This window comes from Dietzia sp. WMMA184, from assembly GCF_002441635.1.
Lineage (GTDB): Bacteria > Actinomycetota > Actinomycetes > Mycobacteriales > Mycobacteriaceae > Dietzia > Dietzia kunjamensis.
In genome coordinates, this window is sequence record NZ_NXEI01000001.1 from 2,507,235 (window position 1) to 2,521,987 (window position 14,753).

The 14,753-nt window shown below is 65.1% G+C and carries 14 protein-coding genes; 7 read left to right on the forward strand and 7 right to left on the reverse strand.

Annotated features, from left to right (window positions below; genetic code table 11):
- Positions 1–9: 9 nt before the first annotated feature.
- The 3 genes from CK206_RS11480 to CK206_RS20135 are packed head-to-tail and all read right to left on the reverse strand — an operon-like array spanning position 10 to position 1,995.
- On the reverse strand, positions 10–291 hold the full coding sequence (locus CK206_RS11480) for a DUF6262 family protein (RefSeq protein WP_007632371.1): 282 nt from the start codon (positions 289–291) through the stop codon (positions 10–12).
- On the reverse strand, positions 288–1,040 hold the full coding sequence (locus CK206_RS20130) for a tyrosine-type recombinase/integrase (protein WP_216824132.1): 753 nt from the start codon (positions 1,038–1,040) through the stop codon (positions 288–290). The genes CK206_RS11480 and CK206_RS20130 overlap by 4 nt, the downstream gene beginning before the upstream one ends.
- Complete coding sequence (locus CK206_RS20135) at positions 1,009–1,995, reverse strand: hypothetical protein (RefSeq protein WP_216824134.1); 987 nt, start codon at positions 1,993–1,995, stop codon at positions 1,009–1,011. The genes CK206_RS20130 and CK206_RS20135 overlap by 32 nt, the downstream gene beginning before the upstream one ends.
- 96 nt (positions 1,996–2,091) lie before the next feature.
- On the opposite strand from CK206_RS20135, the gene CK206_RS11490 reads away from it, so the two are divergent.
- A complete protein-coding gene (locus tag CK206_RS11490) occupies positions 2,092–3,447 on the forward strand; it encodes an IS256 family transposase (protein WP_069388925.1) in 1,356 nt (451 codons plus the stop codon).
- A gap of 20 nt (positions 3,448–3,467) precedes the next feature.
- Here CK206_RS11490 and CK206_RS11495 read toward each other — a convergent pair whose 3' ends face one another.
- On the reverse strand, positions 3,468–3,764 hold the full coding sequence (locus tag CK206_RS11495; RefSeq protein ID WP_096906475.1) for a hypothetical protein: 297 nt from the start codon (positions 3,762–3,764) through the stop codon (positions 3,468–3,470).
- Positions 3,765–3,865: 101 nt separating this feature from the next.
- Positions 3,866–4,471 (reverse strand): NYN domain-containing protein, encoded by a 606-nt coding sequence (locus CK206_RS11500; protein ID WP_159981134.1) that lies wholly within the window; start codon positions 4,469–4,471, stop codon positions 3,866–3,868.
- 929 nt (positions 4,472–5,400) lie between these two features.
- Between CK206_RS11500 and CK206_RS11505 the strand changes: the two genes are divergently transcribed.
- The 6 genes from CK206_RS11505 (at position 5,401) to CK206_RS11530 (ending at position 12,530) form a co-directional block, all read left to right on the forward strand.
- Positions 5,401–6,810: an IS1380 family transposase gene (locus tag CK206_RS11505; RefSeq protein ID WP_069389547.1), complete on the forward strand. Its 1,410-nt coding sequence runs from the start codon at positions 5,401–5,403 to the stop codon at positions 6,808–6,810.
- A gap of 315 nt (positions 6,811–7,125) precedes the next feature.
- Positions 7,126–8,160 (forward strand): DNA-binding protein, encoded by a 1,035-nt coding sequence (locus tag CK206_RS11510; RefSeq protein WP_143337731.1) that lies wholly within the window; start codon positions 7,126–7,128, stop codon positions 8,158–8,160.
- Positions 8,161–8,318: 158 nt separating this feature from the next.
- Positions 8,319–8,606, forward strand: a complete 288-nt coding sequence (locus CK206_RS11515; RefSeq protein ID WP_096906478.1) for a hypothetical protein — start codon at positions 8,319–8,321, stop codon at positions 8,604–8,606.
- Between the two features lie 84 nt (positions 8,607–8,690).
- On the forward strand, positions 8,691–9,206 hold the full coding sequence (locus tag CK206_RS20140; protein ID WP_216824135.1) for a hypothetical protein: 516 nt from the start codon (positions 8,691–8,693) through the stop codon (positions 9,204–9,206).
- A gap of 102 nt (positions 9,207–9,308) precedes the next feature.
- Positions 9,309–10,622, forward strand: coding sequence for an ISL3 family transposase (locus CK206_RS11525; RefSeq protein WP_096906479.1), 1,314 nt, complete (start codon positions 9,309–9,311; stop codon positions 10,620–10,622).
- 1,107 nt (positions 10,623–11,729) lie between these two features.
- On the forward strand, positions 11,730–12,530 hold the full coding sequence (locus CK206_RS11530; RefSeq protein ID WP_096906480.1) for a metal-dependent hydrolase: 801 nt from the start codon (positions 11,730–11,732) through the stop codon (positions 12,528–12,530).
- Between the two features lie 106 nt (positions 12,531–12,636).
- On the opposite strand, the gene tal is transcribed toward CK206_RS11530, so the two are convergent.
- Positions 12,637–13,749: a transaldolase gene (gene tal, locus CK206_RS11535; protein ID WP_096906481.1), complete on the reverse strand. Its 1,113-nt coding sequence runs from the start codon at positions 13,747–13,749 to the stop codon at positions 12,637–12,639.
- A gap of 72 nt (positions 13,750–13,821) precedes the next feature.
- Positions 13,822–14,631, reverse strand: coding sequence for an SDR family NAD(P)-dependent oxidoreductase (locus CK206_RS11540; RefSeq protein ID WP_096906482.1), 810 nt, complete (start codon positions 14,629–14,631; stop codon positions 13,822–13,824).
- Positions 14,632–14,753: the final 122 nt, after the last annotated feature.

Consider the following 14,753-nt stretch of genomic DNA (forward strand, 5'->3'; position numbering starts at 1 on the left):
ATAACGCGGTCAGCGGCGCATGCGGCGGAGTTGCTCGTCGTGGCGGCGCACTTGCTCTGCGAGGCAGTTGACCGCGGTTCGCAGGGTCGCGAGTTCATCTGTGAGCGAGGCCATCGGAGTTTCGGGGTGCTTGTGGTGCTCGACGATGGTGCGCAGTTCAGTGCTGCGATAGATCGTCGAGCGGCTCAGTCCGGTGGCGGCTGCGATGGCGACGACCGTGATCGGTTGGCCTTCGCGGGCCAGGTCTGTGCAGGCGCGTTCGACGAGGTTGATCTTGCCGCGGGCGGTCATCCTGCGGCCGCTTCCGTGTCGGCGATGAGCGCATCGAGGCGGTTCAGGAGCTTGTGGTGGCGGTCGGCTTCGTCGATCCACCCTCGGCTTTCGGCGTCGCGGGCAAGTGCTTCGGCGTCTATGCGTTGGGCCGCCAGGATCGGCAATGATGAAGGCTCTGTGCGGTAGCTGGGGCAGTGTTCGCAAATGTTGGCGTAGGTGCAGGCGCCCTGGGCTGGGGCTCGTAGACAGAATCCTCCTGCCATGCGCGATTTGAGCAGCGGCGTGTCCTGCCAGGGACGTCCGCCGGTGATGTCGGCCAGCGGAATTTGGATCCGGCCACCGGGGCTGCCCGGTGCCGGGTTCTGGGGCGGGGTGTTCTGTTTGGCCAGGTCCAGGGCTCGTTCGTATTCCTCGCGGATGGTGGTGTCGAAGAGTCGGCCGTAGCGCAAGCTCATCTCGGCGCTGACGTGACCGAGTAGGGCCATCAGTGCTTGCAGGGAGACGCCAGCGTTGACCAGTGCGGTCGCGTAGGTGTGGCGCAGCTGGTGGGAGGTGATGTGGTCGAGTCCGGCGATATCGGCGGCGTGGTTGAGTTCGGCGCGCACGCCCTGTTGGGTCAGTCGGCGTCCGAGGTAGGTGAACAGAAACTGTGCTCGGCGCCGGTACCGCGGGTGAGGCAACGGCTGGCAGTGGGAGCGAATCTGGATGACCCTGTCGATCAGTTCGAGGGTCTGATCATCGAGTGGGACCATCCGCTCGGTGGCCATCTTGCCCAGGGGAACCTTGAGCCAGGAGCGCGGGATGGGTGGTCAGTGCTTGTTGCAGGCGCCGATCAGCGTCGATCGGTAGGTACCGTGGCAGCACCTGCGGGAGTTTGGGGATGTCATCGCGGAAGAGCACTTTCCTGCCGGGGGCCGCGTCCCAGCCCCACTCGGTGATATCGGTCAGGAACGTCATCACGGCGATCACGCGTCGGTTGCGGTCGCCGTTGCTGATCGGTTTTCCGTCCTTGTCGCTGACCGAGTCGGGCAGCGAGGACAGCCAGGGCTCGATATGGTGGCGCCGATCCAGGTCGGCCACGCTGGCAAGGTCAGGATCGATGCCGGTCAAGAACACACCGAAGTGCTTGAGTCGGGTGGCCATGGTCGAGACGGTCTTGACCTGGCAGGTTGCCTTCTTTCGCTCCAGGTAGGCGACCATTTCGTCCCGGATCGATGGGGTGATCTCGGCCAGTCGCTCAGCCAGCGGGATCGGGCCCCCGGCGCGGGGCAGTTGGTCGACCACGCCCAGGTGGTACAGCACCGTCTGGGTGGTGCTGATCGCCGATAGGTAGTGGCTGTGGCTGGTCCCGGTACGCCGTCCTCGTTCATGGCAGGCTGCGGCGAACGCATCGAGGTCGCTTTGGGTCAGCTCGGTGATCGGGCGGCCAGTCTGGATCAGTAGCCGCACCGGCACCTGCGACCCGGTCGCCAGCCGCACCCGCAGTGAGAACCCCAGGTCCTCGGATGCAGACAGAAATCGATCGATCTCCGGCTGCAGCCAGCTGGACTGGATTTCTCTCCAGATCGAGGACAGCTTGCGTTCGAGCAGATAGTCAAAGCCGGGACGAAGGCCCTGGTGAACCATCAGGTACGTGATCAGCGGGCGGGTCTGACTTCCCGCGGCGAGCCGGTCGGCAAGTGGCTGCTGGGCCCAGGCCTCGGGGTCGGGCCAGGTGCGCAAGAACTTCCGTGCGGCGCGCTCGTAGACCGCGTTTCCCCGGCCCGGGCGTGTCAGATGGTCTGTGTGAGTTGATCCGGAGGAGGAATCATGAACGCTATGGCTGTTGACGACCACGACGCTACGGATGTATCAGATGCTGCTGGGCTTCGCCGGGAGGTGTTCTCGGATGCGCTGATTGATCACGTACTCGCCGAGACCCGTTCGCGAGGGTTGGAGTTGACTGGCAAGGACGGCTTTTTGAACGAGATGCTCAAGGCCGTCCTTGAGCGGGGCATGGGCGCCGAGCTGACCGAGCATCTGGGCCGCGATGCCCACGCCCGTGGCGGGGACGGAAACCACCGCAACGGCACTTCGCGCAAGACCGTGGCCACCGAGGTCGGCCCGGTGGAGCTGGATCAGCCCCGCGATCGGCAGGGCTCGTTCGCCTCCCAGCTCGTCCCGAAGGGCGCCCGCCGGCTCGGCGGGCTGGAGGACCAGATCATCTCGCTGTACGCCGGCGGGATGACCGTCCGGGAGATCGAGCACCACCTCGCGCGGACCCTGGGGGTGGAGCTGTCGCACGAGTCCATCGCCAACGTCACCGACGCGGTCCTGGACGAAGTCGCCGCCTGGCAGCACCGCCCGTTGGAGGCGTTCTACCCGGTGGTGTTCCTGGACGCGATCCACATCAAGATCCGCGATGGAGCCCACGTGAAGACCCGCGCTGCCCACATCGCGGTCGGGGTCGATCTTGAGGGCGTCAAGCACGTGCTCGGCATCTGGGTGCAGGCCAAGGAAGGCGCGGCGTTCTGGGCCAGCGTGTGCGCCGAACTGGCCAATCGCGGCGTCAAAGACGTCCTGATCGTGGCCTGCGACGGGCTGACCGGACTGTCCGAGGCGATTGCCGCGACCTGGCCTTTCGCCGAGGTGCAGACCTGCGTGGTGCACCTGATCCGGGCCTCGATGCGGTTCGTGTCCTACAGCGACCGCAAGAACGTGGCCAAGGCACTCAAGCCGATCTACACCGCCGCCAACGCCGAGGCCGCCAGAGCCGCACTGGAGGCCTTCGCCGAATCGCCGCTGGGCGCCAAGTACCCCACCGCCGTCAGGTCGTGGGAGGCCGCCTGGGAGCGGTTCATCCCGTTCCTGGCCTTCGGCCCAGCCACACGCAAGCTGATCTACACCACGAACTCGATCGAGTCGCTGAACTACCAGCTGCGCAAGATCACCAAGAACCGCGGGCACTTCCCCAGCGATGCCGCCGCGATCAAGCTGCTATGGCTAGCCATACGCAACATCGAGGACCGACGAGACCGAGAACGCGCCAAGGACGCTCAACGCCGAGCAGACGGCCACGCAGGCCCCCGGAAATCGATCCCCAGACTCGTCGAAGGCGCCACCATCCATGGTTGGCGAGCCGCACTGGCCGAACTCGCACTGGCCTACCCGGAACGCTTCGACCCCCACATGTGACAGACATCACTAACCAAAACTCACACAATTATCTTGACAGGCTCTGCGGTGGCGAGCAGCGCCCACGCCTCATCTCGTCCTCCGGCGTTGAGCAGAACCGAACCGAGGTCGATGAACCGCGATGCGCGATCGAGGTATCCGGCCAGGGCGGCGAGCTGGTGCTTTTCGAGATCGGTCTCCCATGGGCCCAAGTAGCTCTCGGCCTGTACCTGGTCGAGCGCCTTGCGGATCTCCTCGGCGACGGCGTGAAGCGCCAGGGCGTCGGACTGGGCGGTGATGACTGCGATGCGGAGGGTCTTGGCGAAGTCGTTTGTCATGGTTGGTCTTCTTTCTTCGAAGGGTGTGGTTTGGAATCGGGTGGGGCAGGGCCGGCCAGCAGAGACGCTGACCGGCCCGTGGGGCGCTTGGGGTGGGGTGCCTATGCGGCGAGCTGGTGGCCCCGGGGGGTGGCGCTGCGGTGGAAGTGGTCGGCCTCGAGCCAGTGGCACCAGCCGGGCTTGCCACTGGGCAGGGTGACCTGCGGGCCTCCGCGTTGTCCCTGCCAGCGGGCCAGCTCGATGTGCGCGCTGCGCAATCGGACAGCGCGGTCGATTGCCGGCTGCAGGTCGCGGTCGGCCGAGCACAGGACCACTGCGTCAAGAGACCGGTCGCCCGACATTTCGATCAGCTGCATGCCGAGCTCCATGTCCACTCCCTTCTCCCGGCCGTCGATGCTGTTCTCCATGGCGATGACGTTGACGCGGCTGTCGCGTCGCCAGTAGCGGATGTACTGCTCGGTGATGGCGCGGGCGCGCGGGTTCTGTCGGGGATGGTGCAGGCCGATGACCACGGTGATCCGGGCGACGCGTGACGGGCGGTTCCGGTTGTCGGTGATCTGCTCGGAGATTCTTCCGAGGTGCAGGACGTAGTTGTCGACGCTGTCTCCGAAGCCAAGGATGGTGTCGGCTCCTCGGAGGAAGTTCCACCCGTCGTACAGCAGGCCGATGTTCTGGGCCAGCGGGATGATGTTGGTCTCGTTGTTCATGGTGTTTCCCTTTCGTAGTTTTTCATTGTTTCGGGCGGCAATTGCCTCCGAATTGGGGCCGTAAATGTAGGGCGAATGTTGCATTCTCTGTCGAGTCCCTTGGGGCCCCCTCGGGCGCTCTTGTGGTGCGCTTTCTGGGTTATCAACAATTAGAACTCTACCCCCGGCGCCGCCGAGCGCAAGGGCCCATAGCGGGCGTCGATCGGCGAGTCTGAGCGTCGGTTTGCATGGTCGGCGGACACTGTTGTGATACGCAGTGAACTGCGCAAACCACAACTTGATGCGAGCAGGCGAAGTTTTTTTTAGATCCGGTTTTTGTCAAGTTCTTTGTATGGACCGTACGAATTGTCCCGACACTTGTGCTTACTTCGAGACAATTGCCAAATCAATTCCGGAGTAAATGGCACTTGTAGGGGGAATGGCACGCGCCTGTTTAATCTAGACGAATTGCGCGAGGCGCCTACCTGCCCATTCTTAAGGCGGGCGCGGGGTGCCCCTGTGGTCGACGGCCAGGTGTCCGTGGGGTGGTCGATCCAGGCGCGGGCTCGGCGGGGTGGTCCTCGCGGGGCCGCGGTTGGTGTGAAGACTGACCGTGGAGCCGCCGGTGAGTGCGGGCGAGGGGGCCCAAGGGGCCGCAAAGTTCGAAGTGTGTGAGATAAATCACATCAAGGTTCTGCCCGTCGTTCTGCAAGGACAGCGCGACTGCAGTTCGGGTCCGATGCCGGAACCTTCGGCGCCGAACATGCGCGCGGCGCGTCGGTCGGCGAACGAATGCGGGCCTCCGTGGGGCTGCGTATGGCGGTTAAGCCTGGATCCACCGATGAGATGAACTTCTAGCGCGGTGTGGGAACGCGAGAATGCCCTTCTGAACTGGCAAGATACGACTTGCTTAAGGTCCGTATCGCCAATTCAAGAAGGGCATCCCGCAGATGCAACTATCTCACACTCTGCCCGTAAGCTTCGCGACGTTCGATGAGCCCAACCTCGTGTCGGGCGCCGGCCTCGTGCCGCTGATGAAACTCGCCGACCGGGCGGGCCTGCACCGGCTCGGTGACGAGCATCTGAGCGTGCCCACCGACAAGGGCTCCAACGGTGGAGTGAAACTGGCCTCGCTCGTGGCCGGGATGGCCGCAGGCGCGGATAGCATCGACGACATGGCCCTGCTGCGCCACGGGGCGATGGGCACACTCTTCGACCGCCCGTACGCCCCTTCGACGCTGGGATCGTTCCTGCGGCAGTTCACCTTCGGCCACGTCCGCCAAACCGATGCGATCGCCTCGCGGTTCGTGCGCGCACTGGCCGAACACACCGGACTGCTCGGTCATGAGTCGGACACCGGGACGGTGATGGTCGATATCGACGACACGATCGTGGAGGTCTACGGACACGCCAAGCAGGGCGCCTCGTTCGGCTACTCCGGGGTACGTGGCCTGAACGCGCTGCTGGCCACGGTCTCCACCGAGCAGGCTGCTCCGGTGATCGCCGCTCAACGGCTGCGCAAGGGCTCTGCCGGGTCCCCGCGAGGGGCTGCCCGGCTGGCCACCGACACGCTGGCACTGATCCGCCGCACCCACCTTCACGGCCGTGACGTGCTGGTCCGAGGCGATTCGGCGTTCTACTCCCACAGCATGGTCACCGCCTGCCTGGCCGCCGGAGCCGAGGTCTCGGTCACCGTACGCATGGACCCGGCGGTCAAACGTGCCATCGCCACCATCGACGACGACGCGTGGACCACGATCAACTACACCGACGCGATCTTCGACGAACACACCAACCGTTGGATCTCCCGCGCCGAAGTCGCCGAGGTCGACTTCACCGCATTCACCTCGAAGCCCAAGAACGACCAGGTGCCGGGTCGGCTCGTGGTGCGCCGTATCCCCGACCTGAATCCCAAGGCTGCAAGTGGGCAGGCGAGCCTGTTCGATACCTGGCGGTTCCATGCGTTCTTCACCACTACATCCGTAGAGCAGTACGACACAGTGGCGGCCGACAAGACCCACCGCGCACACGCGATCATCGAGAACGTCCACGCTGACCTGAAAGCCTCCGCGCTGGCGCACCTGCCCTCGGGCGTGTTCAACGCCAACGCCGCCTGGCTGACCTGCGCCGTCATGGCGTTCAACCTCACCCGCGCCGCCGCCACCCTGACCACAAGCTCGAGCCTGGCACGCGCGACGACCGCGACGATCCGCCGCAAACTCATCAACATCCCGGCCCGGATCGCCTCCTCAGCCCGGCGGCTCCGACTCCATCTACCCGAAAGCTGGCCATGGCAAACAGCCTGGCAGGCGCTCTACGACACCGTCTTCTCCCCGCGCCGGCCCAACGTGCCGATCTGACTCCCAACTCCAGCACCTACGACCAGGAACCAAAGTGGAAAGCCGGGCAGACCGGCGGACCTCACACGCCCTCCATACGGTCACGACCCACGACCATGCCAGCGACCGCCCCGGCTACTTCATCGGTGAATTGAGGTTAAGTGGGGGCGGGTGCTCTTGGTCGCCCACTGGCTGACTTAGGTCGGGGGTGGCAATAAGCGCCGGCCTGCCGCCGGCCCGGTCGAGGGGCACCGGTGTATCAGCTCGAATCCGCCCACCTGGGCAGATGGGACGGCATAGTGGGCGGCGAAACGATTCGGTGGAGGGACTTGAGTAATGGCGCATCTGCTCCGGGTTGATGGAAGTGTGGCCGATCCATGTCAGCGGGTATCGATGGCGTCTGAGAAGTTGACAGAGACTGGCCATCTCGAGTCGTGGATCAAGTCGAACCCAGAAGTCATCGACGACACGCTGATGGTGGTGACGACGCAGTTCCATTCGTGGGCTTCAGACACTGGGAAGGCGAGCGAACGACCGGACCTTCTTGCTCTGTCAGCAAGCGGAGAGCTGGTGGTCGTCGAACTTAAACGCGAGGGGGATCGACGCGTCCACTTGCAGGCCATCACGTATGGCGCGATGGCGTCCGAGTTCAGCAAGGACGACCTAGCTAGGGCGCACGCAGCGTGGGTGGCTAAGGAGCACGGCGAATCGATCAGCACCGAAGAGGCATTGTCTCGATTGATTGACCACGTTGACGGAGACCTTGACCAGTCCCTGTTCCGTCTGCCTCGACTAATTCTCGTCGCGGAGAGTTTTCCAGATCAAGTGATGAGCACGGTGCAGTGGCTCGCGGATATCGCACCTGACCTGACAGTGGAGTGCCATGAGTACCAGGTGTTCCGGAGTGGTCAGGAGCTCATGGTCAGCTTTCAGCGCCTCTTCCCGGTTGACGATCTCGCCGATCGCCGTCTGCGCCCAACGTTCCAGGAATCCTTGGCTGGACTTAGCGACCAGGTCAGGACCAAGCGTCGCAATGCGAAGTCGGTGACCATCATCGCCGAGAATAATCTCATTCCCAATGGGGCCACGGTGACCCTTGACCCGACCGGCTTCGTGAAGAAGGAGGTGCTCGATCAAGTAGTTGAGTGGCTTGGAGAGAGTCCGGATCGAGGCTCTGCGACGTGGGGGGGTGACCCAACCAGGCCTTTGACGTGGGCGCTTGAACCGACACGGACGTGGACGCCGACTGGGTTGAAGAACGAGATTTTCGTGCGGGCAGGACTCGAACCCGGAGCGTTCTCGGCAGCGGACGCCTGGCAGTACAACGGGAAAAGTCTCTACAAAATTGCAAAAGACGTAGTTGAAGATTGACGCGTATAGATCCCCCGATTACCCGCTTCACTCCGGATGGGTGGGTCCTGGTGGTCTAACGCGGCAATGGCCGCGCCGCTGACCGTCCCAGCCTGTCCACAGATTGCTGGTCGTAGCGCCTGGGGCCGGCCCGGCCCGCCGCAAAAATAGGAGTCGCCATGGGACTGTTTGATGCTTTCCGCAAGAAGACCTGGGAAGAAGCGGATGCCTACCACGGCGACACGCCACCGTGTCCGCGCTGCGGTACATCATTGACTAAGCGCTACGTGTACTCCGAGATGTACTGCGACAACTGCAAGTATGGGCTTGATGATGAGGACGACAACCAGAGTGGCGAGACTTTGAGCGTGTACGAGGCTGCGAACATCTGGGCCTCCAACGGGAAGGATGAGGACTACGCTTTTGGCTACTCCGAGGCCGAACTGGAAGAAGCACTGCGCGGCTGATCCCACACCCACGGGGTTGTCACAACGCCGCAGGTTGGGACTGGGCTGGCCCGCTGTGTCGTGGCGGGGTGGGATAGTCCGGCAATGATCACCAGCGATGGGCACGGGGGAACATTTGTCGACCGGATCCGCTCGAGCGCGTTCGTGCCGGGGCGCAACGTCGACCCAGAGGTGTTGGCCCTCAAGCACGCCCACATCCGCGACCCGCACGTCGCCCCGATTAATGCTCTGGCCGACCGGGTCGCCGACTCGGAAGGCATCGCCCGTGGCCTGGTGCCGTACGTCGACCCCCAAATGGGAGGCGTCGACGCCGAGGTACTGGCGCTGCTCGACAACCCGTCGACCAAAGCCGAGGCCGGGACCGGATCAGGACTGCTGAGCCTGGAAAACAACGACGGTTCCGCCCGTTTCTGTGCAGAGCGCTACAACGACTTCGGTCTGGCCCCCGGACGAGTCGTGCACTGGAACGTCGCCCCCGCGCCGATCGCCGGGGTCAAGAACGGCCAGTCCTCGCCCGCCGAGCGCGTCCGCGGCGCCCGCTGGCTCCATGAGTTGCTAGAACTACTGCCAAACCGGCTCTTCCGGATTCGGAGTGCGTAGCTGGGGTTCGCCGGTGATGCGGTGAGGCACAAGATGTAGGGGTCCTGGGGCGTGTGAAGATGCAGGTTCCTACGCCACGCATCGAACACCCCAGGACCCGCTTTGAACGCTACCGCCAGCCTGCTTGCCGACACCATCTGCCGCACCGTCGAGTTGGGGGTGACCATCGCCGACGCCGCCGTGGCCGACGAGCTCACGCACCTGTTCTGCGCCCCGGTCACACTGGACCCGATCTGCGCCGAGTGCGGGATGGCGGGGCGCCTGCGAGACCACGTCGAGCGGAAGGTGACCGATCTGCCGATCGTCGGGCATCCCACCAGGCTGCATGTGCGAGTACCGCGCTTCACCTGCGACAACATCGAATGCGAGACGCGCATCTTCCAGCAGCGGATGCCGGCGTTGGCTGAGCCGCGGGCCAAGACCACGCGTCGCTGCAGCCGCTGGATCCTGCAGCGTCTGGCGATCGACCGCACCAGCGTGTCCGCGGTCGCGAAGGCCCTCGGGCTGGGGTGGGATCTGGTCAACGATCTAGCACTGTCGGAGACTCGCACGATCGTCTACGACCAGCCCGGCCACTTCGACGGCGTCCGCATTCTCGGAGTCGACGAGCACAAATGGAAGCACGTGCGCGGTGACGGCAGCAGCTCATTCGTCACCGTGCTGGTGGACCTGACCCCGGTCGTGGACGGCACCGGCCCGTCTCGCCTGTTGGACATGGTCCCGGGGCGTTCGGCGAAGGTGCTCACCGAGTGGCTCGACGCCCGTGACCAGGTGTTTCGAGACCGAGTCAAGGTGGTCACGATGGACGGGTTCGCCGGCTACCACTCCGCCGCCGCCAAAGCCGTTCCCGCTGCCCGGACGGTGATGGACCCCTTCCACGTCGTGCACCTGGCCGCCGACAAGCTCACCGTGTGCCGCCAACGCATCCAGCAGGCCACCACCGGGCACCGGGGCCGCACGGGCGATCCGCTGTACGGCATCCGCCGGACCTTGAACACCCGAGCCGAGCTGCTCACCGACAAGCAGAAGGTGCGCCTGTTCAAAGCATTCACCGCCAACGATGCGCACGCGGCGGTCGAGGTCACCTACGGCGTCTACCAGCGACTCATCGCCGCCTACGACGCCGCCGGCAAGCGGGAGGGCAAGATCGCGATGTACAAGCTCCTGCGCTCGATCCGGACCGGTGTACCCGCAGAACTCCCGGAGCTCGCGCAGCTCGGCCGGTCATTGTGGAAGCGGCACCGCGAAATCCTCGCGTACTTCGACGTGGGCGCCTCCAACGGACCCGTCGAGGCCATCAACGGCCGACTGGAACACCTCCGCGGGATCGCCCTGGGCTTCCGCAACCTCAAGCACTACATCTTGCGGTCACTGATCCACTCCGGCCGGCTTCAGGATCGGATCCATGCACTCTGATTCCGGAAGAGCCGCCAAACCTGCGAGTGGTCCTGCTGATGGGCGACAATGCCCGAGACGGCTGGAAGAGGTCAGGCCTGACCCCTGGCGGGATCGTCATCCCCGTAGCAGTGCCCCACCCGTCCAAGAAGGGCATGCTGAACCGCAACGCACACCAGCGGCTGCACCGCGGATTGGTCGCCACGATGACCACCCTCGACGGGCCCGCCCTCACGTTCCCTTCCGAACCGCCGCCGAGTCCGAAGGCTCGTGCCGCCGGTAAACGCACCCGGGCAGTGGTCCCGAAAGCGCCGGCCAAAGCCCCGATGTCGCCAGCCCCGCCGGCACCTGCCGCTGCCATCGCGCCCGCCGCACCTGCGCTTTCCGACGGCGAGAAATGGGGGTGGTGGCCCACGTTCGAGCACTACTCCAGCCCCGGGTCGAACCCGTGGGGTACCTCGCGCAGCCGCAAGCGCGTGGAAGCGGCGATTGATCGTCACGGTGGGCGGGGCCGCAAGATGAGCCCGATTGCCCGCCTCACTCCGACCGGATGGGTTCTGGTGGCCAAACGCAGTAAGGGCCACACGATCCAGATGGGGCCCCGCCAGGCCGGCCTTTACGTCAAGGCTCGTTCTGGCGGTTCCTGGGGAAACCAAGGGCGGGTCCCGCCCGCCCCTGAGCTGACGCGCCCCACCGTCGACCTAGACACGTCTCAATAGGGGCAGCGTGGGGAATGGTTCGAGAGGGAGAGAGTAGTTGAAAGTAAAGAGGATAGCCTTACCTGGCAGGCCGAGTCCCAAATTCGACCACAGAATCGGTCCCAACGCGAGTGATGGCGCTGGTAATAATCCCAACTTTCGCCTTGCGCGGCAGTAGCTGCCGTCGTCGTCGGTTGTGGAAACAGGTTGTCAGCCCGACGCTACGGTGTCAGTGAATTTCCGCGGGGCGTTCAACGCTCGGTTGGCCAGGAGGACCGGTAGGTGGCGTCGTGAGATCAGTCGGTGTTCACGGGTCACTGGTTATCGGGTCGACTAAAGATCGATTCCATCGTCGGTGCGGTCGCTCTGGTCCAGGGGGCCCGGTCCGTATCCGGGGGCGAGCCTCGGTGGACAGTAAGGTGCGCTGCACATGGTGATGGGACCTACGCACGCGATGAGCGGCGCCGGCGCGGGGTTGGCTATCGGGGCCTTCCTCCCAGTCGAATGGGGTGGGGCCACCTCACCCACGGAGGTGCTCGTGTTTGCGGGCGTCACCGCCGGAGCGGCGCTTCTCCCGGACCTCGACACACCACAGAGCACCCTTGCTCGCAGCTTCGGGCTGGCCTCGAGGGCCCTCGCTCACATCACGGAGCGGGTCTCGAAGACCATCTACGACCTGACGATGACGCGCAAGGACGCCCGGATCAGCAACGGGCACCGCACCGCGACCCACACGTTGTGGTTCGCACTTCTTGCGGGCGCCGGCACGGCCGCCCTCGTCTCGGCGTTCGGTAAGAACGGCGCTATCGGGGTGCTCTTCTTCATGCTTGGCCTGGCCATACGCGGCCTGGCACCGAACTGGGCCAAGAAGCAGGATTGGATCTACGTCACCGGGCTCTCGTTGGCGCTTGCAGTAGCGGTGTGGTTTGCGCTGCCGGCTTCGGTCGGCAGCGCCGCGCTCGGCGCAGCGGTCACTGCCGGTGTCGCGATGCACCTCCTCGGCGACGTGATCACCAAGCGGGGCGTGCCTCTACTCGGCGGCGTCGTCAGTATCGGAGGCGAGCGATGGTGGAACTTCCGCCTACCGGGACCACTGCGAATCCGTGCGGGCGCCGGCATGGACAGAATGTTGGCCGCTGCCTGCACCGGCGTCACAGTTGTTTTGGCCTACTGCGTGGTGCGGGCGCCACACCTGATCGGCGCACCCTGGGTGGCCGGCACCTTCCACTGAGACGGGGTCCGGTAGCGAGCAAGCGGCGTCGTCCACGAGTTCTTCTCCTGCAAGACCCGTCGCGGCGGCGTGCCGATTTCGCAGACGGTGGAATTAAGGCGTGCGCTCACCCGGACGCTAGTTGTGCGCCCATCGCTGTGATCAGTTCGTTCCAGGCCGTGTCGAACTTGGCGACGCCCTCGCGCTCCAGTTGAAGGAAGACGTCATTCATGTCGATCCCGACCTCGCCGAGCGCCTCGAACAGCGCTGCAGGTTCGGCAAACCTCCTGGTGCCCGACCCCGAAGAAATGTCCCCGTGGTCGGCGAACGCCTCCATGGTCGCCGCCGGCATCGTGTTGACCGTCGCCGGTGCGACCAACTCACTGACATAGAGGGTGTCGCTGTACCGTGTGTCCTTCACGCCGGTGGACGCCCACAGCGGCCGCTGCGGTCGGGCGCCGCGACCGGCCAGGCTCCGGAACCGGTCGGAGCTCTCGAAGTGCTGCTGATACTCGGCGTAGGCCAGCCAGGCATTGGCCAGCGCGGCCTGGCCCTTCAGGGCCAGCGCGGCCGGTGTGCCGATGGCCTCGAGTCTGGCATCGACCTCGGTATCGACCCGCGAGACGAAGAACGACGCCACGGAGTGGATGGACGACAGGTCGTGGCCGGCCAGGGCGGCGGCGTCCAGACCGTCCAGGTAGGACTGAACGACCTGTGTGTAGCGCTCGACGGAGAAGATCAACGTGACGTTCACGCTGATGCCTTCGGCCAGCACCCGACTGATCGCCGCCAGCCCGGCCGTGGTGGCCGGAATCTTGATCAGCAGGTTGGGTCGGTCCACGATCTGCCACAGCTCCCTCGCCTGTGCCACAGTGGCCTCGGCATCGTGAGCCAGTCGCGGATCGACCTCGATCGATACTCGTCCGTCTACTGTCCCGGTTCGCTCGTGCACCGGTGCCAGGATGTCGCAGGCGGCACGGACATCGTCGGTGGTGACGGCCTGGATCACGGCGTCCACCTCATGACCTCGGCCTCGGAGGTGGCTGACCTGCTCGTCGTACGCCGTCCCGCTCGTCAGCGCCGCGTGGAAGATCGCCGGGTTCGTCGTCACCCCGACCACAGACCGGGCCTCCACAAGTTCCGCGAGGCGTCCGGAGGAGATCAGATCCCGGGACAGGTCGTCGAGCCAGACCGACACCCCGGCTCGGGACAGCTCGGCAAGTTGCGCATTCTGGGACAAGGTCTGTGCTCCTGATCAAACTGACAGTTGGTGGTTTGGTGGCCCGGTGGTGCGGCCGGGGGTGGGCAGTGGTCAGCCCCAGCGGGATTGGCCGCCGTCGAGCGGGATGGTCGCTCCGCTCAGGTACGAGGCCTCCGCCGAGCAGAGCCAGGCGACCGGGCGGCCGATGTCGGTCACCGGGTCACCCACGCGGCCGGCGGGGATGGCGGAGAGGAACTCGGCGGCCTCCTCGGGGTTGTTGTCCATCCACCAGTCCAGCCCGGGACTGTGGGCATGCGGAGCGACGTTGAGAGCGCGGATCCCGTCGTCGGCCCATTCGTACGTGGCGGCCCGTGTGAGGGCGCGCATGCTCTCCTTCACGGCTCCGTAGATGCCGTAGTTGGAGGGATCCCACCGGACGGCTGCCGAGGTCACCAGGTTGATGATCACCCCACCGCCCCTCTGCGCCATGAGTGGGCGGGTCAGCTTCATCAGCGTGAGCGACACGCGGGGGCCGGACTCGAAGGCCTTGCGAAAACCGTCGTCGGGGTAGTCGGACAGTGGCAGGGGCCGGGCCATGTTCGCGTTGTTGACGAGGATGTCGACCCCTCCGAAATGCGTGACAGCTGCGTCCACGATCGCCTCGGGTGCGCCCTCCGCGGTGATGTTGACCGGCAGGCATTCGGCCGCACCGCCGATCGCGCGAATCTCCTCGGCGACCTTCTCGAGCTTCTCCACCGTCCGCCCGACCAGCAGGACCGAGGCGCCTGACTCGGCCAAGCCGAGCGAGATCCCGCGGCCCACGCCCTGCCCGCCACCGGTGACGATCGCGGTCTTTCCGGCCAGGCGGTTCGCGCGATCCGTGCCGGGTGTGGCCGTGATCTCGGGACGGGTTCCGGTCATATGATCCTCCGATGTGGGTGCGGGGCGAGGCGGGACAAGCGCTGACCTCGCCGCTGTAGTCAAGTGTGTACAGCCTGACTGTAGTCAACTGTGTACAGTTGGCGAAACCGGCAGGATCAATA

Coding starts and splice junctions, on each gene's coding strand:
- CK206_RS20140 (WP_216824135.1), top strand. CDS start 8,691: ATGATCACCAGCGATGGGCACGGGGGAACATTTGTCGACCGGATCCGC.
- CK206_RS11480 (WP_007632371.1), bottom strand. CDS start 291: ATGACCGCCCGCGGCAAGATCAACCTCGTCGAACGCGCCTGCACAGAC.
- CK206_RS20130 (WP_216824132.1), bottom strand. CDS start 1,040: ATGGCCACCGAGCGGATGGTCCCACTCGATGATCAGACCCTCGAACTG.
- CK206_RS11495 (WP_096906475.1), bottom strand. CDS start 3,764: ATGACAAACGACTTCGCCAAGACCCTCCGCATCGCAGTCATCACCGCC.
- CK206_RS11540 (WP_096906482.1), bottom strand. CDS start 14,631: ATGACCGGAACCCGTCCCGAGATCACGGCCACACCCGGCACGGATCGC.
- CK206_RS11505 (WP_069389547.1), top strand. CDS start 5,401: ATGCAACTATCTCACACTCTGCCCGTAAGCTTCGCGACGTTCGATGAG.
- CK206_RS11530 (WP_096906480.1), top strand. CDS start 11,730: ATGGTGATGGGACCTACGCACGCGATGAGCGGCGCCGGCGCGGGGTTG.
- CK206_RS11515 (WP_096906478.1), top strand. CDS start 8,319: ATGGGACTGTTTGATGCTTTCCGCAAGAAGACCTGGGAAGAAGCGGAT.
- CK206_RS11510 (WP_143337731.1), top strand. CDS start 7,126: ATGGCGCATCTGCTCCGGGTTGATGGAAGTGTGGCCGATCCATGTCAG.
- CK206_RS11490 (WP_069388925.1), top strand. CDS start 2,092: ATGGCTGTTGACGACCACGACGCTACGGATGTATCAGATGCTGCTGGG.
- CK206_RS11500 (WP_159981134.1), bottom strand. CDS start 4,471: ATGAACAACGAGACCAACATCATCCCGCTGGCCCAGAACATCGGCCTG.